The sequence below is a fragment of the Bacillus sp. PS95 genome (assembly GCF_037963565.1).
GTDB classification, from domain to species: Bacteria; Bacillota; Bacilli; order Bacillales; family Bacillaceae; genus Bacillus; species Bacillus subtilis.
The window spans coordinates 2,899,738-2,919,755 of sequence record NZ_CP150160.1 but is presented as its reverse complement, the minus strand read 5'-3'; the positions used below and the strand labels follow the sequence as shown (position 1 = coordinate 2,919,755).

Here is a 20,018-nt window from a genome sequence, read left to right as displayed (position 1 = left end):
CAGACGATTTTAAAAAAACAGTCAGCCGTAAAACGAAAACATGCTAGAATGAAAACGGAAAGAATAGGTGACATGAATGATTCATTTAATGATTATGATGCTGGAGAGAGTGGGGATTATTGTTATATTAGGGTTCATTCTCGCCCATACGAAAATTTTCAGACAAGCTCTTCAGAATCAGGACGGCTATAAAGGAAAAGCGATTTTAATTTCAATTTTTTCTCTTTTCAGCATCATCAGCAATTATACAGGCATCGAAATTCAAAGAAATATGATTGTAAACAATGACTGGGTGTTTACGATAGATCCATCGGGCTCTATCGCGAATACCCGTATTTTGGGCGTGGAAATTGGGGGCCTTCTCGGAGGTCCGTTTGTAGGGGCTGGGATCGGCATACTGGCGGGCCTGCATCGTTTTTCACTCGGTGGCAGCACGGCTTTAAGCTGTGCCGTATCATCTATTTTAGCGGGTGTTCTTGCAGGCTTGATCGGCAGGTATTTTACGAAGCGATATCGAATGCCGACACCGCGCATCGCCGCTCTTGTGGGAATCGGCATGGAGTCACTGCAAATGATCATTATTTTGCTGATGGCAAAGCCGTTCAGTGACGCTTGGGAGCTTGTCAGCATGATCGGAATTCCGATGATACTCATCAATGGAACAGGCAGTTTTATTTTTCTGTCTATTATTCAAGCGATCATTCGCAAGGAAGAACAGGCAAGGGCTCTCGAAACGCATCGAGTGCTGACGATTGCTGATCAGACACTTCCATTTTTTCGCCAAGGATTAAATGAAAACTCCTGTAAAAGTGTAGCGGCTATTATCCATAAGCTGACAGGAACAGATGCGGTGTCTCTCACTGACAAAGAAAAGATCCTTGCGCATGTCGGTGCGGGAATGGATCACCACATCCCATCGAAAAGTTTGATCACCGGGCTGTCCAAAAAGGTGATTAAAACAGGGCATATTATGAAGGCGATTTCGCAGGAAGAGATTGAATGCACGCATGCTGAATGCCCTTTGCACGCTGCAATTGTTCTGCCGCTGACATCGAACGGCAATACAATCGGCACCTTAAAAATGTACTTTAAAAGCCCGGCAGGCCTGAGTCAGGTAGAGGAGGAACTTGCCGAGGGGCTGGCCATGCTATTTTCGACACAGCTTGAGCTTGGGGAAGCAGAGCTGCAAAGCAAACTTCTCAAGGATGCTGAAATTAAAGCGCTTCAAGCACAGGTGAATCCGCATTTTTTATTTAATGCGATCAACACGATTTCTGCGCTATGCCGTACAGATGTTGAAAAAACCCGTAAGCTCCTATTGCAGCTCAGTGTTTATTTTCGTTCAAACCTTCAAGGAGCGAGACAGCTGCTGATTCCGCTCTCAAAGGAGCTGAACCATCTTAACGCCTATTTGTCATTAGAACAGGCGCGTTTTCCCGGGAAATATAAAATTGAGCTCAATATCGACAGCAGACTGGAGCAGATTGAAATCCCTCCGTTTGTTTTGCAGGTGCTTGTCGAGAACGCGCTTCGGCACGCGTTTCCGAAAAAACAAGACATGTGCAAGGTTACAGTCTGTGTCTTATCTGATGATGCATCCGTCTATATGAAGGTGACGGATAACGGACGCGGAATTCCGCCGGACGTCTTGCCGGAACTGGGAAAGAAACCGTTTCCGTCTAAGGAGGGAACCGGTACAGCGCTTTATAACCTAAATCAGCGGCTGATCGGTTTATTCGGACAGCAGGCTGCACTGCATATCAGCAGTGAGGTTCATAAAGGGACAGAGGTTTCCTTTCAAGTGCCAATGCAACAGATGAAAGAGGGAGAAGAACATGCTCAGGGTGTTAATAGTTGATGATGAGATGCTGGCAAGAGATGAACTTGCTTACTTGCTTAAGCGGACCAATGAGGAAATGGAAATCAATGAAGCGGAAAATATCGAATCCGCTTTTGACCAAATGATGGATCAAAAACCTGATTTGCTGTTTTTAGACGTTGATTTATCCGGAGAAAACGGTTTTGATATCGCAAAGCGATTGAAGAAAATGAAGCATCCTCCTGCTGTTGTGTTTGCGACAGCGTATGACCAGTATGCGCTCAAAGCGTTTGAGGTGGACGCTCTTGATTATTTAACCAAGCCTTTCGATGAAGAAAGAATTCAGCAAACGCTGAAAAAATATAAAAAAGTCAATCGGGATATTGTAGAAACAGAGCAAAACAGCCATGCCGGCCAGCACAAGCTCGCGCTATCTGTGGGGGAATCGATTGTGATTGTGGATACGAAGGACATTATCTATGCGGGAACAGAAGATGGTCATGTCAATGTAAAAACCTTCGATCATTCTTATACGGTCAGCGATACACTCGTTGTGATTGAGAAAAAGCTGCCGGATTCTGATTTTATCCGCGTCCATCGGAGCTTTGTCGTGAATACCGAATATATTAAAGAAATTCAGCCATGGTTTAATTCAACGTATAATCTGATCATGAAAGACGGATCGAAAATACCGGTCAGCCGGACATATGCGAAGGAATTGAAAAAGCTGCTCCATATTTGATGGGCGGCTTTTTGCATTTCAGCCATTTGATTCTGCAACTCAGACCCGCTATTCGGCATGTTATCTTGTAAGCGCTTTATAACAGGGGATTCTTATTTATAATGAGGGTACCAAAGAGAAAGAGGTGAAGAAAATGAGTGCTAAAAAAGTGTACGGGTTTTTAACACAAGCATTTATTTTTGCCGTCATTATGCTGGTTTCAAATATGATTGCCGCTATTGTCCCAATACCTATCCCGGCATCGGTTGTAGGGTTGGTCTTATTATTTCTCCTATTATGTTTGAAAGTCATTAAACTGGAACAAGTGGAAACGCTCGGAACGTCTTTAACCTCTCTGATCGGATTTTTATTTGTTCCGTCAGGTATATCTGTTATGAATTCGCTTGGTGTGATGCAGCAATACGGCCTGCAAATTGTTCTTGTCATTCTGCTCGCAACGATTATTTTGCTGGGGGCTACGGGATTGTTTTCTCAGCTGATTCTGTCGCTGAGCGGAAAACGCAAAACCGCAGCGGACATGAAAACAAAAACAGTGCAAAGCCCGCAGAACAATAACGAACTCGTTCACCATTAAGGGAAACAGGAGGTTCTTCACATGGAAAGCACAATGAGTCCTTATTTTGGGATTGTCGTATCACTTGCTGCATTCGGCATCGGCACCTTTTTATTTAAGAAAACGAAAGGCTTCTTCCTTTTCACTCCTTTGTTTGTTGCCATGGTGCTGGGGATCGCATTTTTAAAAATCGGCGGTTTTTCCTACGCGGATTATAATAACGGGGGAGAGATCATTAAGTTTTTCCTTGAACCGGCAACGATCGCATTTGCAATTCCGTTGTACAAACAAAGAGATAAGCTTAAAAAATACTGGTGGCAAATCATGGCCTCCATTATTGCAGGCTCTATCTGCTCTGTCACGATTGTTTATTTGCTTGCTAAAGGCATTCATCTCGATTCGGCCGTAATGAAAAGCATGCTTCCGCAGGCGGCTACAACGGCAATTGCGCTTCCTTTATCAAAAGGCATCGGGGGCATCAGCGACATCACAGCCTTTGCGGTCATCTTTAACGCTGTCATCGTATATGCGCTCGGAGCATTGTTCTTGAAGGTGTTTAAAGTGAAAAATCCGATTTCTAAAGGATTGGCTCTTGGAACATCCGGACATGCACTTGGTGTAGCGGTCGGGATTGAGATGGGAGAAGTTGAAGCTGCGATGGCAAGTATTGCTGTTGTCGTAGTAGGAGTGGTAACGGTTCTGGTCATCCCTGTGTTCGTGCAGCTGATCGGAGGATAAGCCAAGGCTGAATGCCTTGGCTTTTTTTATTTTATGGTGCGTCTTCGGGATCGATATACCCTTGTTTAATGCCCCATTCTACTTGATCGTCATGCCACTTTTTTCGTTCTTCATAACCATAACCATCGTCATCAGGAAGCTCTGAAGCTGGCTGTTGAATGGTTTTATCTGTCTGACTCGAGGAAGATGGTGGATTTTTACTATTAGATGAGGGTGCCTCGGTCTGCTGCCGTTGTGCCTGTGATTGCCGCTTTTTCTCAGCGTTCGCTTTCTGCTCTTTTTGGATTGCTGCCTGCCGCTGTCTTTCAAGTTCAGCTTGTCTTTTTGCTTCCGCTAATCGCTGATTCTCCGCCGCCTGCTGCTCTGCTAATCGCTGTCTCTCCGCTTTTTCCTCCTGCTGTTTCTTTCGTTTCGCCTCCCGCTCTTTTTCAAGCTTTTTCTCTGCGGCGATTTGTCTTTGCTTTTCAGCTTCTTCTTTTGCCTTCCGCTTTCCTAACTCAGTAGCAAGTGGACTCTCGAACTTCATGTCCAATGAAACGGGTTTTAGTTTTTTTAGCTCTTTCTCCAGCCCCTTTTGAGGAAATGCTGCAGTTGTCTTAACAGTTTCGACTTTTGATTCGGAAGATGTGCTGATATTCGAGCAACCGGTTAATATCAATGTGAAAAATAAAGCAAGCTGTATCAGTTTGTTCATGTGTCAGGCTCCCTTCTGCTTCTTATATCGGTCAAAGATTAACTTTGTTTTACATTTCTTCCTGTCAGTGGTTTTATTGTAAATTGCGAAATAAGGGGGGAATTGTTGGTTTTTTGCATCTTGGTGAGGCTGAAAGATTTTCTTTTTCTCTCTTGCGCTCATAGAAAACCCATGTTACAATGTAAAAGTTGTTCCGGATAAGTCGTCCTTGACTAAAGATCCGGTATTGTGTAGAATAGTTATTGAATTGAATATAAATCACAAGCAGAAGCACCCGCTTCTCACCTGATTGACACATGCATGTAGTTGGCAGGTTGACCGTACATTTTTATTGATACAGATGTTCGTAGTGTGGGTGTTTTATAATGCCCACACTTTTTGTTTGCCTGCAAAATGCATTCAAAATGAGTTGTGAATCAATTCGAAGAAACTATGGAGGTGGCTCATTATTAGCAAAGATCAATTGGTTAATGAGGGTATCCGTGCACGTGAGGTCCGTTTAATCGGACAAAATGGCGACCAGCTTGGAATCAAGTCCCGTCAGGAAGCACTTGAAATCGCCGGCCGCGCAAATCTTGACCTTGTGTTAGTTGCAGCGAATGCAAAACCGCCTGTCTGCCGAATCATGGACTACGGTAAGTTCCGATTTGAGCAGCAGAAAAAGGAAAAAGAAGCACGCAAGAATCAAAAAATCATTAACTTAAAAGAAGTTCGGTTAAGTCCGACAATCGATGAGCATGACTTTAACACGAAATTGCGCAATGCGATTAAATTCCTTGAAAAAGGCGATAAAGTGAAAGCTTCTATCCGCTTTAAAGGACGCGCAATCACTCATAAAGAAATCGGTCAGCGTGTATTAGACCGTTTCTCCGAAGCATGTGCTGAGGTTGCGACAGTCGAAACAAAACCAAAAATGGACGGCCGCAGCATGTTCTTAATGCTTGCACCGAAAAACGAAAAGCAATAAGGAGGAAATCCCATGCCAAAAATGAAAACTCACCGCGGATCTGCTAAACGTTTTAAAAAGACAGGTTCTGGGAAGTTAAAACGTTCTCACGCGTACACAAGTCACTTATTCGCCAACAAATCTCAAAAGCAAAAGCGTAAGCTTCGCAAGAGTGCTGTTGTAAGCGCAGGAGACTTCAAACGTATCAAACAAATGCTTGCTAACATCAAGTAATCGGATAAGGAACAATTAGGAGGGAAATTCAATGCCAAGAGTAAAAGGCGGAACTGTTACACGTAAGCGTCGTAAAAAGGTTCTTAAATTAGCAAAAGGTTATTTCGGTTCAAAACATACATTATACAAAGTAGCTAACCAGCAGGTCATGAAATCTGGAAACTATGCTTTCCGTGACCGTCGTCAGAAAAAACGTGATTTCCGTAAACTTTGGATCACTCGTATCAACGCAGCTGCTCGCATGAACGGCCTTTCTTACAGCCGTTTAATGCACGGTCTTAAGCTTTCTGGTATCGAAGTAAACCGTAAAATGCTTGCTGATCTTGCTGTAAACGATCTTACTGCATTCAATCAGCTTGCTGATGCTGCTAAAGCTCAATTAAACAAGTAATCATATAGAGCCGCTCTCCAGCAGAGCGGCTTTTTCTATATAAAGGATGAGGCAACATGATTATTGCTGCTTATTTGGTGTTGATTAATCTGTGCGGTTTTTGGGTGATGGGCATTGACAAACGCAAAGCGCAGCAGCACAAGTGGAGAATTTCTGAAGACCGGCTGTGGCTGATAGCCATCGTGTTTGGAGCGCTCGGTGTCTGGCTTGGCATGCAAACCTTCAGACATAAAACGAAACACGCTTCTTTTAAGTACGGAGTACCGCTTCTTCTGGTAATTGAAGCGATTCTCATCGCTATTTACTACAGCCCGTTTGATTTATAAAAAGCAGAAAAGCGTTTAACGCTCTTCTGCTTTTTTTGCGAGTTTAATGGGCTGGTCCCAGTCAATCTTACAATTTGGATATCGTTCCAGCACTTTTTCTTCAATGCTCTCAAAATCTTTTGCAGAGAAATGCTTCAGCTTCTCAGGAGATTCTGTCCAGACAAAGATCGTGTGAATAAACAGCGGATGATCCTTGGAAGGAATATGCTTTTCTCCCTCAAAAAGCACGCCTTTATACGTCAGCTGAAAATTCTTCCGGGTATTGTTTTGTTCATCAATAATATAAAAATGTTCTTTTGATTGGGCCAGCTTAAGCCTTCTCTTAGGATTCGCGACATATTTGACCACGGCATAAATACAATAAGCAAAAAGTGCAAGCAAAATAATCCTTAGAACCATGACAAACATTGTGTGAAGGCACCTCCCTTATGGTGATGATCTGATGTAATACGAAAAGCATAGAAAAAGGTTTCACTTTTTCTAAAAGAAAGCTGTAAAAACATATACCCGATTTTCAAGTGAAATAGTCGTATGGTTAGCGCTATGTTCTGTATAATAAGAATGCAGGACTGATGAAGGAGGGTTTGGAACATGGCAAAATTAGATGAAACATTGACCATGCTGAAAGATTTAACAGATGCAAAAGGCATACCGGGCAATGAAAGAGAAGTAAGGCAAGTGATGAAATCATACATAGAACCATTTGCTGATGAGGTGACAACAGATCGCCTTGGCAGTTTAATTGCCAAAAAAACTGGTGCAGAAAACGGCCCGAAAATTATGATCGCCGGACATTTGGATGAAGTCGGCTTTATGGTGACACAAATCACAGATAAAGGCTTTATCCGTTTTCAAACCGTTGGCGGCTGGTGGGCTCAGGTTATGCTTGCTCAGCGGGTCACCATTGTCACAAAAAAAGGAGAAATCACTGGGGTTATCGGATCTAAGCCGCCTCATATTTTGTCTCCTGAAGCAAGAAAAAAATCAGTGGAAATAAAAGACATGTTTATTGATATTGGAGCTTCAAGCCGGGAAGAAGCCTTGGAGTGGGGGGTACTTCCGGGAGATATGATCGTTCCGCATTTTGAATTTACGGTCATGAACAATGAAAAATTCCTACTCGCAAAGGCGTGGGACAACCGCATCGGCTGTGCGATTGCAATTGATGTGTTAAGAAACTTACAAAACACAGACCATCCAAATATAGTGTATGGCGTCGGAACCGTGCAGGAGGAAGTTGGGCTGAGGGGAGCGAAAACGGCTGCACACACCATTCAGCCTGATATTGCGTTTGGTGTTGATGTAGGGATAGCAGGAGACACGCCTGGCATTTCCGAGAAGGAAGCGCAGAGCAAAATGGGCAAAGGCCCGCAGATTATCGTTTACGATGCATCCATGGTCTCTCACAAAGGTTTGCGTGATGCAGTTGTGGCAACTGCAGAGGAAGCCGGCATTCCGTACCAATTTGATGCCATTGCCGGCGGCGGAACTGATTCGGGTGCCATCCATTTGACGGCAAATGGCGTTCCTGCACTGTCCATTACCATTGCAACCCGCTACATTCATACGCACGCGGCCATGCTGCATCGTGATGATTATGAAAACGCGGTAAAGTTAATTACAGAAGTCATTAAGAAGTTAGACCGAAAAACGGTTGACGAAATTACGTACCAATAAAGATACGGAAGAATCCGCCTATTGAGGCGGATTCTATTTTTTTGTCTGTACAAATTACAGCATAGTGACTACAATAAAGGGGATACCGAAAATTTCCTGAACATGACGATATACGATACGCAGCTCGATTTGACAGGAAGGGAGGATAAATAATCTAATTTGTAAGCGCTTTCTAATATAAAGGAGGTTGAACAAAATTGAAAAAGAAAAAAACATGGAAACGCTTCTTACACTTTTCGAGTGCCGCTCTGGCTGCAGGTTTGATATTCACTTCTGCTGCTCCCGCAGAGGCAGCATTTTGGGGTGCATCCAATGAGCTGCTTCATGACCCGACTATGATTAAAGAGGGGAGCTCATGGTATGCGCTCGGAACAGGGCTTACTGAAGAACGGGGACTGCGGGTTTTGAAGTCTTCAGACGCTAAAAATTGGACCGTACAAAAATCCATTTTCACTACACCGCTATCGTGGTGGTCCAATTATGTGCCGAATTATGGTCTAAACCAGTGGGCGCCGGACATCCAATACTATAACGGCAAGTACTGGCTGTATTATTCCGTTTCTTCTTTTGGAAGCAATACATCTGCCATTGGCCTGGCATCTTCAACAAGCATCAGTTCGGGGAGCTGGAAGGACGAGGGCTTGGTGATCCGTTCGACAAGCTCCAATAATTATAACGCCATTGATCCGGAGCTGACATTCGACAAGGATGGCAATCCGTGGCTTGCATTCGGCTCGTTTTGGAGCGGCATTAAGCTGACTAAGCTCGATAAGAGTACGATGAAGCCTACAGGCTCGCTCTATTCGATTGCAGCTAGACCGAATAATGGGGGTGCCTTAGAAGCTCCTACTCTTACGTATCAAAATGGCTATTACTATTTAATGGTTTCATTTGATAAATGCTGTGACGGGGTAAACAGTACGTACAAAATTGCTTACGGAAGATCCAAAAACATTACAGGCCCTTATCTTGATAAAAGCGGAAAAAGCATGCTTGAAGGCGGAGGCACCATTTTGGATTCGGGCAATGACCAATGGAAAGGACCTGGAGGCCAGGATATTGTGAACGGAAACATTCTTGTTCGTCATGCCTATGATGCCAATGACAACGGCATTCCAAAGCTTCTCATCAATGATTTGAATTGGAGCTCGGGCTGGCCGTCCTATTGAATCAAAAAGCCGGGCTCTGCCCCCGGCTTTTTTTAAAAGAAAAGATTGACAGTATAATAGTCAATTACTATAATAAAATTGTTCGTACAAATATTTATTTATAGGTTTATTTTCTATCATTAGTACGTATCTTTTGTATTTGAAAGCGTTTTATTTTATGAGAAAGGGGCAGTTTACATGCTTCAGACAAAGGATTATGAATTCTGGTTTGTGACAGGAAGCCAGCACCTATACGGGGAAGAGACGCTGGAACTCGTAGATCAGCATGCTAAAAGCATTTGTGAGGGGCTCAGCGGGGTTTCTTCCAGATATAAAATCACTCATAAGCCCGTCGTCACTTCACCGGAAACCATTAGAGAGCTGTTAAGAGAAGCGGAGTACAGTGAGACATGTGCTGGCATCATTACATGGATGCACACATTTTCCCCTGCAAAAATGTGGATAGAAGGCCTTTCCTCTTATCAAAAACCGCTTATGCATTTGCATACCCAATATAATCGCGATATCCCGTGGGGTACGATTGACATGGATTTTATGAACAGCAACCAATCCGCGCATGGCGATCGAGAGTACGGTTACATCAACTCGAGAATGGGGCTTAGCCGAAAAGTCATTGCCGGCTATTGGGATGATGAAGAAGTGAAAAAAGAAATGTCCCAGTGGATGGATACGGCGGCTGCATTAAATGAAAGCAGACATATTAAGGTTGCCAGATTTGGAGATAACATGCGTCATGTCGCGGTAACGGACGGAGACAAGGTGGGAGCGCATATTCAATTTGGCTGGCAGGTTGACGGATATGGCATCGGGGATCTCGTTGAAGTGATGGATCGCATTACGGACGACGAGGTTGACACGCTTTATGCCGAGTATGACAGACTATATGTGATCAGTGAGGAAACAAAACGTGACGAAGCAAAGGTAGCGTCCATTAAAGAACAGGCGAAAATTGAACTTGGCTTAACCGCTTTTCTTGAGCAAGGCGGATACACAGCGTTTACGACATCGTTTGAAGTGCTGCACGGAATGAAACAGCTGCCGGGACTTGCCGTTCAGCGACTGATGGAGAAAGGCTACGGGTTTGCCGGTGAAGGAGATTGGAAGACAGCGGCCCTTGTACGGATGATGAAAATCATGGCTAAAGGAAAAAGAACTTCCTTCATGGAAGATTACACGTACCATTTTGAACCGGGAAATGAAATGATTCTGGGCTCTCACATGCTTGAAGTGTGTCCGACTGTCGCTTTGGATCAGCCGAAAATCGAGGTTCATCCGCTTTCGATTGGCGGCAAAGAGGACCCTGCGCGTTTTGTATTTAACGGCATCAGCGGTTCTGCCATTCAAGCTAGCATTGTTGATATTGGCGGGCGTTTCCGCCTTGTGCTGAATGAAGTCAACGGCCAGGAAATTGAAAAAGACATGCCGAATTTACCGGTTGCCCGTGTTCTCTGGAAGCCGGAGCCGTCATTGAAAACAGCAGCGGAGGCATGGATTTTAGCCGGCGGTGCACACCATACCTGCCTGTCTTATGAACTGACAGCGGAGCAAATGCTTGATTGGGCGGAAATGGCGGGGATCGAAAGTGTTCTCATTTCCCGTGATACGACAATTCATAAACTGAAACACGAGTTAAAATGGAACGAGGCGCTTTACCGGCTTCAAAAGTAGAGGGGGATGTCACATGGCTTACACAATAGGGGTTGATTTTGGAACTTTATCAGGAAGAGCGGTGCTCGTTCATGTCCAAACAGGGGAGGAACTTGCGGCTGCTGTAAAAGAATACAGGCATGCTGTCATTGATACCGTCCTTCCAAAAACGGGTCAAAAGCTGCCGCGTGACTGGGCGCTGCAGCACCCTGCTGATTACCTCGAAGTCTTGGAAACAACCATTCCGTCTTTACTCGAACAGACGGGCGTTGAACCGAAAGACATTATCGGGATTGGAATTGATTTCACGGCATGTACGATCCTTCCTATTGACAGTAGCGGGCAGCCGTTATGCATGCTGCCTGAATATGAAGAGGAGCCGCACAGCTATGTGAAGCTCTGGAAGCATCATGCGGCCCAAAAACATGCTGATCGGCTCAATCAAATTGCGGAAGAAGAAGGAGAGGCTTTTTTACAGCGGTACGGAGGAAAAATTTCATCAGAATGGATGATTCCAAAGGTCATGCAAATTGCCGAGGAAGCGCCTCACATTTATGAAGCGGCTGACCGGATCATCGAGGCTGCGGACTGGATCGTGTACCAGCTGTGCGGCTCGCTCAAGCGAAGCAATTGTACTGCAGGGTATAAAGCGATGTGGAGTGAAAAAGCGGGGTATCCGTCAGATGATTTCTTTGAGAAATTAAATCCTTCAATGAAAACGATTACAAAGGACAAATTGTCAGGTTCTATTCATTCAGTAGGAGAAAAAGCCGGCAGTCTGACTGAAAAAATGGCAAAGCTGACAGGGCTTCTCCCGGGAACGGCTGTTGCGGTTGCCAATGTGGACGCTCATGTTTCGGTACCGGCGGTCGGCATTACAGAGCCAGGGAAAATGCTGATGATTATGGGGACCTCGACGTGCCATGTTCTACTTGGTGAAGAGGTGCATATCGTTCCCGGAATGTGCGGCGTTGTGGACAACGGAATTCTCCCGGGCTATGCGGGATATGAAGCCGGGCAGTCCTGTGTCGGCGATCATTTTGACTGGTTTGTGAAAACATGTGTCCCGCCAGCTTATCAAGAGGAAGCAAAGGAAAAAAACATTGGCGTTCATGAGCTGCTGAGTGAGAAAGCAAACCATCAAGCGCCAGGTGAAAGCGGCTTGCTTGCTTTAGATTGGTGGAATGGAAACCGTTCAACTCTTGTTGATGCAGATTTAACAGGGATGCTGCTTGGCATGACACTGCTGACGAAGCCTGAAGAGATTTATAGAGCGTTAGTTGAAGCGACAGCTTACGGAACCCGGATGATTATCGAAACATTCAAAGAAAGCGGTGTTCCGATTGAGGAACTATACGCAGCCGGCGGAATAGCTGAGAAAAACCCGTTTGTCATGCAGATTTATGCGGATGTGACAAACATGGACATTAAAATCTCTGGTTCACCGCAAGCCCCAGCCTTAGGATCTGCCATTTTCGGCGCGCTTGCAGCAGGCAAAGAAAAAGGCGGCTACGATGATATCAAAGAGGCAGCGGCGAACATGGGAAAACTGAAAGATATAACTTATACGCCAAATGCCGAAAACGCCGCGGTTTATGAAAAATTGTACGCTGAATATAAAGAGCTGGTTCATTATTTCGGAAAAGAAAACCATGTCATGAAGCGTCTGAAAACGATCAAAAATCTTCAATTTTCATCTGCCGCCAAAAAGAATTGAAAAAGGGTGATGGAGCATGCTTGAAACATTAAAAAAAGAAGTGCTGGCTGCCAACCTGAAGCTTCAAGAGCATCAGCTGGTAACCTTTACGTGGGGAAATGTCAGCGGCATTGACCGTGAAAAAGAAAGAATTGTCATCAAACCTAGCGGAGTCGAATACAGCGATCTGACAGCAGATGACTTGGTTGTTTTGAACCTTGATGGAGAGGTCGTCGAAGGCTCGCTTAAGCCTTCTTCAGATACACCTACCCATGTTTATTTATATAAAGCCTTTCCGAATATCGGGGGAATTGTCCATACCCATTCTCAATGGGCGACAAGCTGGGCACAATCGGGCAGAGACATCCCTCCGTTAGGCACGACCCATGCTGATTATTTTGACAGTGCGATTCCATGTACTCGAGAAATGTATGATGAAGAAATCATTCATGACTACGAACTGAATACAGGAAAAGTCATAGCGGAAACCTTTCAGCATCATAATTACGAACAGGTGCCGGGTGTGCTCGTGAATAATCACGGACCGTTCTGCTGGGGCACTGACGCCTTAAATGCCATTCATAACGCAGTTGTATTAGAAACGGTTGCCGAAATGGCCTATCACTCCATTATGCTGAACAAGGATGTAACCCCAATCAATACAGTCCTGCATGAAAAGCATTTTTATCGAAAACACGGAGCAAATGCGTATTATGGCCAGTCATGATACGCCTGTGTCACCGGCTGGCATTCTGATTGACTTGGACGGTACTGTATTCAGAGGAAATGAGTTGATCGAAGGAGCAAGAGAAGCGATCAAAACGCTTAGGAGAATGGGAAAGAAAATCGTCTTTTTAAGCAACCGGGGGAATATCTCCCGTGCCATGTGCAGAAAAAAACTTCTTGGCGCGGGGATTGAAACGGACGTAAACGACATTGTTCTGTCATCAAGCGTGACAGCGGCTTTTCTGAAAAAACATTATCGTTTTTCAAAGGTATGGGTGCTTGGGGAGCAAGGCTTGGTTGACGAGCTGAGGCTGGCCGGTGTGCAGAACGCGAGCGAACCGAAGGAAGCGGATTGGCTCGTGATCTCCCTTCATGAAACGCTCACGTACGACGATTTAAATCAAGCCTTTCAAGCGGCTGCCGGCGGCGCTCGTATTATCGCTACAAACAAAGACCGCTCTTTTCCGAACGAAGACGGAAATGCCATTGATGTGGCTGGAATGATTGGGGCGATAGAGGCTTCCGCACAAGCGAAGACTGAACTTGTTGTCGGAAAACCGTCATGGCTGATGGCGGAGGCTGCCTGTACAGCAATGGGGCTGTCCGCACATGAATGCATGATTATAGGAGACAGCATTGAATCTGACATTGCGATGGGGAAGCTTTATGGCATGAAAAGCGCCTTAGTGCTAACTGGTTCTGCGAAACAGGGTGAACAGCGTTTGTACACGCCGGATTATGTGCTGGATTCTATTAAGGATGTAACCAAATTGGCTGAGGAGGGGATTCTGATATGAATCGTATCGCAGCTGACGTTCAGCGTGCTTTTGAAAACGCCGGAGAAAAGACGTTACCTATAAAAGTTGAAGAAATTGTTCTCGGTAAACAAGCAGCTGATTCGCTTTTGGATTATGTAAAACGAAAAAACAATAAACATATTGTCCTTGTCTGCGACGCGAATACACACCGCATTGCAGGAATTGATCTGGAAAATCAGCTGAATCAAGCAGGATTTCAGGCCGAGTGCCTGATCATTCCAGAAAATGAAGCTGGAGATGTGACAGCTGATGAACGATCGCTCATTCATGTGCTGATCCATACGAAACAAACAACGGATGTCATGATCGCAGTCGGTTCGGGCACGATTCATGATATCGTCCGCTTTGCAGCGTTTCAAAGAGATTTGCCGTTTATTTCTTATCCGACTGCTCCATCTGTAGACGGTTTTACATCAGCAGGGGCGCCGATTATTTTATACGGTACGAAAACAACCATTCAAACGAAGGCCCCGTCTGCACTGTTCGCTGATCTGGATCTATTAAAAGCGGCACCGCAGTCAATGGTGGCGGCTGGATTTGGTGACATGCTCGGTAAAATCACGTCTTTAGCAGATTGGGAAATATCCCGGAATCTTGCCGGTGAGCCTTATTCGCCTGCAGGAGCTAAGATTGTTCAGGAGGCGCTTGCTGCCTGCATTGAACACACAGAAGACATTGCGATGAAAACGGAAACAGGCATACGGGTTTTGATGGAGTCTTTACTTGTATCGGGGCTTGTCATGCTGGCATTAGATCATTCCCGCCCGGCATCAGGCGGAGAGCATCATATTTCACATTGGATTGAGATGGAATTAATGGAGAAAAAACGGCCACAGATTCTTCATGGGGCAAAGGTGGGCTGTGCAGCTGTTTTATTAACTGACACATACAGAAAGCTCGCTCAGGATGACGGGCTGAACGAATTTTCACCGAGTCGGCGGCAAGCCATCCAATCGGCTTATCAAACTCTCCCGGAAGGAGAAGTGCTGGCTGATTGGCTGAGATCAGCCGGAGGCCCTGCGTATTTTGACGAAATCGGTGTCGGGCAGGATTCCGTCAAGAATGCCTTCAGACATGCGCACACCTTAAGAGACCGCTGCACCGGATTAAGAATCATCAATGAAAACAAAACGCTGATCAACCATGGTCTATATGAATAGCCCGCACCTCGAATGGAAGGGGTAACGCAGATGAAAAAAATGACTGTCTGTTTTCTTGTGCTCATGATGTTGCTGACATTGACATTACTCATTGCCGGGTGTTCAGCAGAAAAATCATCCGGCAAATCGGGTGAAACTGAGCTGACCTTTTGGACATTTAACGGGCTTCATGAGCAGTTCTATGTGGAAATGGTGAAGGAATGGAACAAAAAATATCCTGACCGCAAAATTAAGCTGAATACGGTCGTTTATCCATATGGACAAATGCACGATAACTTATCTATCTCCCTAATAGCGGGAGAAGGCGTTCCTGATATTGCAGATGTCGAATTGGCCCGTTTTTCAAACTTTTTGAAGGGCTCTGACATACCGCTTGCCGACTTGACTCCGCTGATTGAAAAGGATCGCGATAAATTCGTTGAGGCGCGGCTGACATTGTACAGCAAAAACGGCAAGCTTTACGGACTCGATACACATGTAGGGACAACGGTCATGTTTTATAACATGGATGTTATGAAAAAAGCCGGCGTCAATCCTGACGATATTAAAACATGGGATGATTACCATAAAGCCGGACAGAAAGTGCGCAAAGTGACCGGGAAGCCGATGGGAACGGTGGAAACAAATGATTCCGCAACGTTCTTATCTATGATTTCACAGCAAAACTCAGGCTATTTTGATAAAAACGGCAAGCTGATCCTCAATAATGACACCAACGTAAAAACACTTCAATATTTAAAAGACATGATCAATGATAAAACGATGATTCCTGCGCCGGGCGGCGGGCATCACAGTGAAGAATACTACGGTTTTATGAACCAAGGAGGAGCTGCTTCAGTCCTCATGCCGATTTGGTATATGGGAAGATTTATAGATTATATGCCTGATCTGAAAGGGAAGATTGCCATCAGGCCGCTCCCGGCATGGAAAGAGGGAGGCGACCGCTCGGCAGGTTTGGGCGGTACGGCAACCGTTGTGCCGAAGCAAGCCAAGCATGTTGAGTTAGCAAAAGAGTTTTTGGCCTTTGCGAAGGGCTCTGAAGAAGGAAATAAAAAACTCTGGAGCGTACTCGGCTTTGACCCGCTTCGCTGGGATGTTTGGAGCTCCAAGGAATTGAAAGAGAAAAACAAATACACGGATTACTTCCAAAACGGAACAGGCATTTTTTCTGTGCTGCTCGATATCAAGGATGAAATCAATCCAATTTATTTACATGAGGATTTTGCCAAGGCTTCAGACCTTGTCAACAGAAGCGTATTGTTCGACGCGCTTAAATCTCAGCAAAAAACGCCTAAACAAGCCTTGGACAGAGCGGCAGGTGAACTGAAACAGAAATAGAATCCCATTCAAAAAGTGAAAGCGGGGAGGTTCTCATGAAACCTGTGAAAACAGGAACGGTTCATCCCGTTCCTTCAGCTGCGAAACAATCAGGCTGGCGAGATGTATTTTATTCGAAAAAAGCGGCGCCCTATCTGTTTACAGCGCCATTCGTTTTATCCTTTCTCGTATTTTTTCTATACCCCATCATTAGTGTCTTCATCATGAGCTTTCAAAGAATATTGCCGGGAGAGGTGTCCTTTGTCGGATTGTCTAATTATACAGCGCTAAACAACCCGACGTTCTATACCGCCCTTTGGAATACGCTGGAATACACCTTTTGGACGCTGATCGTGCTGATTCCTGTTCCATTGCTTCTGGCCATATTCCTGAATTCAAAGCTGGTCAAATTTAGAAATATATTTAAATCAGCACTATTCATCCCGGCATTGACCTCCACCATTGTCGCGGGGATCATTTTTCGGCTGATCTTCGGAGAAATGGAAACGTCTCTGGCCAATTCCATCCTACTCAAACTCGGCTTTTCACCTCAGAACTGGATGAACAATGAACATACCGGCATGTTTTTGATGGTGCTGCTTGCTTCATGGAGATGGATGGGAATCAACATCCTTTACTTTTTAGCCGGTTTGCAAAATGTGCCGAAAGAGCTGTACGAAGCCGCTGATATAGACGGTGCGAATACAATGAAAAAATTTATGCACATCACGCTGCCGTTTCTCAAGCCTGTAACCGTATATGTGCTGACCATCAGCATTATCGGCGGCTTCAGGATGTTTGAGGAAAGCTACGTCCTTTGGCAGAATAATTCCCCGGGTAATATTGGTCTGACGCTTGTCGGATATTTGTATCAGCAGGGACTTGCCTACAACGAAATGGGGTACGGAGCGGCCATCGGCATCGTGCTTTTGATTGTGATCCTTGTTGTCAGCCTGATTTCATTAAAGCTGTCAGGCTCGTTTAAGGGGGAGGGATAAATGTTGCGGCACAGTCCTCAGTTTAGCGTTTATAGAATTGCGCTAACCCTGTTTTTTATTATGCTGAGCCTATTGTATCTTTTTCCGATTTTCTGTTTGCTTTTAGGATCATTAAAGCCGTCATCTGAGCTTTTGCGTGTGGGGCTGAATCTTGAAATTGATCCAAAAGTGATGAGTTTTGATAACTACACATTTCTGTTTAATGGCGGCAGCATTTATTTCAAATGGTTTTTTAACAGTCTTGTACTCGGACTTTTTACGACCGTGCTCACTCTGTTTTTTTCTTCGATGATCGGGTACGGGCTTGCGGTTTATGATTTTAAGGGCAGAAATATCATCTTTGTTCTTGTGCTGATTATCATGATGGTTCCGCTGGAAGTGATGATGCTTCCTTTGTTTAAGCTTACTGTCGGACTGCACTTGATCGATTCATATACAGGTGTCATATTGCCGTTTATCGTTTCACCTGTTGCCGTTTTCTTTTTCAGGCAATATGCTCTTGGCCTTCCAAGAGATCTGCTGGACTCTGCAAGGATGGACGGCTGTACGGAATTCGGCATCTTTTTCAGGATTATGGCACCGCTGATGAAACCGGCTTTCGGCGCGATGATTATCCTTCAGTCCTTAAACAGCTGGAACAACTTCTTATGGCCGCTGATTGTGCTTCGGTCGAAAGAAATGTTTACGCTTCCAATAGGGCTGTCCAGCTTGCTGAGCCCTTATGGCAACAACTATGACATGCTTATATCCGGCTCAGTATTTGCGATTTTGCCGGTGATTATCATTTTCTTGTTTTTCCAAAAGTACTTTATCTCCGGCCTGACGGTAGGGGGAGTCAAAGGTTAATGAAGGAGGAAACGTGTGATGAAAAAAGCGCGAATGATTGTAGACAAAGAATATAAAATCGGTGAAGTAGATAAACGGATTTATGGCTCGTTTATCGAACATATGGGTCGTGCGGTATATGAAGGCATATACGAGCCTGATCACCCTGAAGCGGATGAAGATGGATTTAGAAAAGATGTCCAGTCGCTGATCAAAGAATTACAGGTTCCCATCATCCGCTATCCGGGCGGAAACTTTTTATCCGGATACAACTGGGAGGACGGTGTCGGACCAGTCGAAAACCGCCCGAGACGGCTTGACTTGGCATGGCAAACGACAGAAACCAATGAAGTGGGAACAAATGAATTTTTATCTTGGGCCAAAAAGGTGAACACTGAGGTCAATATGGCCGTCAACCTTGGCACAAGAGGCATAGATGCCGCCCGTAATCTCGTTGAATATTGCAACCATCCGAAAGGCTCTTACTGGAGTGATTTAAGAAGATCGCATGGCTATGAACAGCCGTATGGCATCAAAACATGGTGCTTAGGAAACGAAATGGATGGACCATGGCAGATCGGCCACAAAACAGCTGATGAATACGGACGGCTTGCCGCAGAGACAGCAAAGGTCATGAAGTGGGTTGACCCATCAATTGAACTCGTTGCCTGCGGCAGCTCAAACAGCGGCATGCCGACCTTTATCGATTGGGAAGCGAAGGTGCTTGAGCATACGTATGAGCATGTCGACTATATCTCTCTTCACACTTACTACGGAAACCGGGATAACAATCTGCCAAACTACTTGGCACGTTCTATGGATTTGGATCATTTTATCAAATCAGTCGCTGCGACCTGTGACTATGTAAAAGCGAAAACACGCAGCAAGAAAACTATCAATCTCTCTCTGGATGAATGGAACGTATGGTACCACTCAAATGAGGCTGATAAAAAAGTCGAGCCGTGGATCACTGCGCGTCCGATTTTAGAGGATATTTACAATTTTGAAGATGCCTTATTAGTCGGCTCTCTGCTCATTACGATGCTGCAGCACGCAGACCGTGTGAAAATTGCGTGTCTTGCACAGCTTGTCAATGTCATCGCGCCGATCATGACGGAAAAAGGCGGAGAAGCATGGAGACAGCCGATTTTCTATCCATACATGCATGCTTCTGTTTACGGAAGGGGCGAGTCACTGAAACCGCTTATTTCTTCTCCTAAGTACGATTGTTCTGATTTCACTGATGTGCCATATGTTGATGCTGCTGTTGTGTACTCTGAAGAGGAAGAAACACTCACTATTTTTGCGGTAAACAAGGCTGAGGATCAGATGGAGACGGAGATTTCGCTCAGAGGCTTTGAATCCTACCAAATCGCAGAGCACATCGTACTTGAGCATCAGGATATCAAAGCAACAAACCAGCATAACAGAAAAAATGTCGTTCCGCATTCCAACGGATCATCGTCTGTCAGCGAAAACGGCTTAACTGCTCATTTCACGCCGCTTTCCTGGAATGTGATTCGCCTGAAAAAACAGTCATAA

General features: G+C 45.0%; 21 protein-coding genes and 1 other annotated feature. Of the genes, 19 read left to right on the top strand and 2 right to left on the bottom strand.

Annotated elements, in window-relative coordinates:
* The first annotated feature begins 76 nt into the window (after positions 1-76).
* From lytS to lrgB, 4 genes are all read left to right on the top strand, one after another.
* Complete coding sequence (gene lytS / locus NSQ12_RS15320; RefSeq protein ID WP_032722330.1) at positions 77-1,858, top strand: two-component system sensor histidine kinase LytS; 1,782 nt, start codon at positions 77-79, stop codon at positions 1,856-1,858.
* Positions 1,836-2,561: a two-component system response regulator LytT gene (gene lytT, locus NSQ12_RS15315; RefSeq protein ID WP_015251493.1), complete on the top strand. Its 726-nt coding sequence runs from the start codon at positions 1,836-1,838 to the stop codon at positions 2,559-2,561. Before lytS ends, lytT begins: the two co-directional genes overlap by 23 nt.
* Positions 2,562-2,694: 133 nt before the next feature.
* Positions 2,695-3,135 carry an antiholin-like murein hydrolase modulator LrgA gene (lrgA, locus tag NSQ12_RS15310; RefSeq protein WP_014477620.1) on the top strand — a complete coding sequence of 147 codons (441 nt, stop codon included), beginning with the start codon at positions 2,695-2,697 and terminating at the stop codon, positions 3,133-3,135.
* A 21-nt stretch (positions 3,136-3,156) separates the two neighbouring features.
* A complete protein-coding gene (gene lrgB / locus NSQ12_RS15305; protein WP_003229482.1) occupies positions 3,157-3,852 on the top strand; it encodes an antiholin-like protein LrgB in 696 nt (231 codons plus the stop codon).
* Between the two features lie 31 nt (positions 3,853-3,883).
* Here the strand turns inward: lrgB and NSQ12_RS15300 are convergent, their stop codons facing one another.
* A complete protein-coding gene (locus tag NSQ12_RS15300) occupies positions 3,884-4,546 on the bottom strand; it encodes a hypothetical protein (protein ID WP_048654953.1) in 663 nt (220 codons plus the stop codon).
* Positions 4,547-4,802: 256 nt separating this feature from the next.
* Positions 4,803-4,933 (top strand) — a sequence feature (ribosomal protein L20 leader region).
* Positions 4,934-4,991: 58 nt separating this feature from the next.
* On the opposite strand from NSQ12_RS15300, the gene infC reads away from it, so the two are divergent.
* Genes infC through NSQ12_RS15280 form a run of 4 tightly spaced genes read left to right on the top strand, consistent with a single transcriptional unit; the run spans position 4,992 to position 6,443 of the window.
* Positions 4,992-5,513: a translation initiation factor IF-3 gene (gene infC, locus NSQ12_RS15295; protein ID WP_010886591.1), complete on the top strand. Its 522-nt coding sequence runs from the start codon at positions 4,992-4,994 to the stop codon at positions 5,511-5,513.
* A 12-nt stretch (positions 5,514-5,525) separates the two neighbouring features.
* Positions 5,526-5,726 (top strand): 50S ribosomal protein L35, encoded by a 201-nt coding sequence (gene rpmI / locus NSQ12_RS15290; protein WP_003222418.1) that lies wholly within the window; start codon positions 5,526-5,528, stop codon positions 5,724-5,726.
* Between the two features lie 31 nt (positions 5,727-5,757).
* Positions 5,758-6,117 carry a 50S ribosomal protein L20 gene (rplT, locus tag NSQ12_RS15285; protein WP_003222420.1) on the top strand — a complete coding sequence of 120 codons (360 nt, stop codon included), beginning with the start codon at positions 5,758-5,760 and terminating at the stop codon, positions 6,115-6,117.
* A gap of 56 nt (positions 6,118-6,173) precedes the next feature.
* Positions 6,174-6,443: a DUF1294 domain-containing protein gene (locus NSQ12_RS15280; RefSeq protein WP_003229490.1), complete on the top strand. Its 270-nt coding sequence runs from the start codon at positions 6,174-6,176 to the stop codon at positions 6,441-6,443.
* A gap of 15 nt (positions 6,444-6,458) precedes the next feature.
* Here the strand turns inward: NSQ12_RS15280 and ysdB are convergent, their stop codons facing one another.
* Complete coding sequence (gene ysdB, locus NSQ12_RS15275; RefSeq protein ID WP_029318219.1) at positions 6,459-6,851, bottom strand: sigma W pathway protein YsdB; 393 nt, start codon at positions 6,849-6,851, stop codon at positions 6,459-6,461.
* 183 nt (positions 6,852-7,034) lie between these two features.
* On the opposite strand from ysdB, the gene NSQ12_RS15270 reads away from it, so the two are divergent.
* From NSQ12_RS15270 to abfA, 11 genes are all read left to right on the top strand, one after another.
* Positions 7,035-8,120: a M42 family metallopeptidase gene (locus NSQ12_RS15270; protein WP_003229495.1), complete on the top strand. Its 1,086-nt coding sequence runs from the start codon at positions 7,035-7,037 to the stop codon at positions 8,118-8,120.
* 197 nt (positions 8,121-8,317) lie between these two features.
* Positions 8,318-9,289, top strand: a complete 972-nt coding sequence (gene abnA, locus NSQ12_RS15265; protein ID WP_144500644.1) for an arabinan endo-1,5-alpha-L-arabinosidase AbnA — start codon at positions 8,318-8,320, stop codon at positions 9,287-9,289.
* A gap of 177 nt (positions 9,290-9,466) precedes the next feature.
* On the top strand, positions 9,467-10,957 hold the full coding sequence (gene araA, locus NSQ12_RS15260) for an L-arabinose isomerase (protein WP_014477615.1): 1,491 nt from the start codon (positions 9,467-9,469) through the stop codon (positions 10,955-10,957).
* Between the two features lie 13 nt (positions 10,958-10,970).
* Positions 10,971-12,653, top strand: coding sequence for a ribulokinase (araB, locus tag NSQ12_RS15255; protein ID WP_015251499.1), 1,683 nt, complete (start codon positions 10,971-10,973; stop codon positions 12,651-12,653).
* A gap of 16 nt (positions 12,654-12,669) precedes the next feature.
* On the top strand, positions 12,670-13,359 hold the full coding sequence (gene araD / locus NSQ12_RS15250; protein ID WP_003229501.1) for an L-ribulose-5-phosphate 4-epimerase: 690 nt from the start codon (positions 12,670-12,672) through the stop codon (positions 13,357-13,359).
* Positions 13,337-14,155, top strand: a complete 819-nt coding sequence (araL, locus tag NSQ12_RS15245) for a sugar-phosphatase AraL (protein WP_015251501.1) — start codon at positions 13,337-13,339, stop codon at positions 14,153-14,155. Before araD ends, araL begins: the two co-directional genes overlap by 23 nt.
* The gene (gene egsA / locus NSQ12_RS15240) at positions 14,152-15,336 is read left to right on the top strand and encodes a sn-glycerol-1-phosphate dehydrogenase (protein WP_160221731.1); all 1,185 of its coding nucleotides are present in this window, start codon (positions 14,152-14,154) and stop codon (positions 15,334-15,336) included. The genes araL and egsA overlap by 4 nt, the downstream gene beginning before the upstream one ends.
* A gap of 30 nt (positions 15,337-15,366) precedes the next feature.
* Positions 15,367-16,674, top strand: a complete 1,308-nt coding sequence (locus tag NSQ12_RS15235; RefSeq protein WP_326132395.1) for an ABC transporter substrate-binding protein — start codon at positions 15,367-15,369, stop codon at positions 16,672-16,674.
* A 35-nt stretch (positions 16,675-16,709) separates the two neighbouring features.
* Entirely contained in the window at positions 16,710-17,651 is a 942-nt protein-coding gene (locus tag NSQ12_RS15230) for a sugar ABC transporter permease (protein WP_087961011.1), read from the top strand.
* The gene (gene araQ, locus NSQ12_RS15225; protein ID WP_029318216.1) at positions 17,652-18,497 is read left to right on the top strand and encodes an arabinose ABC transporter permease AraQ; all 846 of its coding nucleotides are present in this window, start codon (positions 17,652-17,654) and stop codon (positions 18,495-18,497) included.
* Positions 18,498-18,515: 18 nt separating this feature from the next.
* Complete coding sequence (gene abfA / locus NSQ12_RS15220) at positions 18,516-20,018, top strand: alpha-L-arabinofuranosidase AbfA (RefSeq protein WP_004398747.1); 1,503 nt, start codon at positions 18,516-18,518, stop codon at positions 20,016-20,018.

What these genes read in the sequence shown, in the direction of transcription:
- lytS (WP_032722330.1), top strand. Translation starts at nt 77, where the DNA reads ATGATTCATTTAATGATTATGATGCTGGAGAGAGTGGGGATTATTGTT.
- lytT (WP_015251493.1), top strand. Translation starts at nt 1,836, where the DNA reads ATGCTCAGGGTGTTAATAGTTGATGATGAGATGCTGGCAAGAGATGAA.
- lrgA (WP_014477620.1), top strand. Translation starts at nt 2,695, where the DNA reads ATGAGTGCTAAAAAAGTGTACGGGTTTTTAACACAAGCATTTATTTTT.
- lrgB (WP_003229482.1), top strand. Translation starts at nt 3,157, where the DNA reads ATGGAAAGCACAATGAGTCCTTATTTTGGGATTGTCGTATCACTTGCT.
- NSQ12_RS15300 (WP_048654953.1), bottom strand. Translation starts at nt 4,546, where the DNA reads ATGAACAAACTGATACAGCTTGCTTTATTTTTCACATTGATATTAACC.
- rpmI (WP_003222418.1), top strand. Translation starts at nt 5,526, where the DNA reads ATGCCAAAAATGAAAACTCACCGCGGATCTGCTAAACGTTTTAAAAAG.
- rplT (WP_003222420.1), top strand. Translation starts at nt 5,758, where the DNA reads ATGCCAAGAGTAAAAGGCGGAACTGTTACACGTAAGCGTCGTAAAAAG.
- NSQ12_RS15280 (WP_003229490.1), top strand. Translation starts at nt 6,174, where the DNA reads ATGATTATTGCTGCTTATTTGGTGTTGATTAATCTGTGCGGTTTTTGG.
- ysdB (WP_029318219.1), bottom strand. Translation starts at nt 6,851, where the DNA reads ATGTTTGTCATGGTTCTAAGGATTATTTTGCTTGCACTTTTTGCTTAT.
- NSQ12_RS15270 (WP_003229495.1), top strand. Translation starts at nt 7,035, where the DNA reads ATGGCAAAATTAGATGAAACATTGACCATGCTGAAAGATTTAACAGAT.
- araA (WP_014477615.1), top strand. Translation starts at nt 9,467, where the DNA reads ATGCTTCAGACAAAGGATTATGAATTCTGGTTTGTGACAGGAAGCCAG.
- araB (WP_015251499.1), top strand. Translation starts at nt 10,971, where the DNA reads ATGGCTTACACAATAGGGGTTGATTTTGGAACTTTATCAGGAAGAGCG.
- araD (WP_003229501.1), top strand. Translation starts at nt 12,670, where the DNA reads ATGCTTGAAACATTAAAAAAAGAAGTGCTGGCTGCCAACCTGAAGCTT.
- araL (WP_015251501.1), top strand. Translation starts at nt 13,337, where the DNA reads ATGCGTATTATGGCCAGTCATGATACGCCTGTGTCACCGGCTGGCATT.
- egsA (WP_160221731.1), top strand. Translation starts at nt 14,152, where the DNA reads ATGAATCGTATCGCAGCTGACGTTCAGCGTGCTTTTGAAAACGCCGGA.
- NSQ12_RS15235 (WP_326132395.1), top strand. Translation starts at nt 15,367, where the DNA reads ATGAAAAAAATGACTGTCTGTTTTCTTGTGCTCATGATGTTGCTGACA.
- NSQ12_RS15230 (WP_087961011.1), top strand. Translation starts at nt 16,710, where the DNA reads ATGAAACCTGTGAAAACAGGAACGGTTCATCCCGTTCCTTCAGCTGCG.
- araQ (WP_029318216.1), top strand. Translation starts at nt 17,652, where the DNA reads ATGTTGCGGCACAGTCCTCAGTTTAGCGTTTATAGAATTGCGCTAACC.
- abfA (WP_004398747.1), top strand. Translation starts at nt 18,516, where the DNA reads ATGAAAAAAGCGCGAATGATTGTAGACAAAGAATATAAAATCGGTGAA.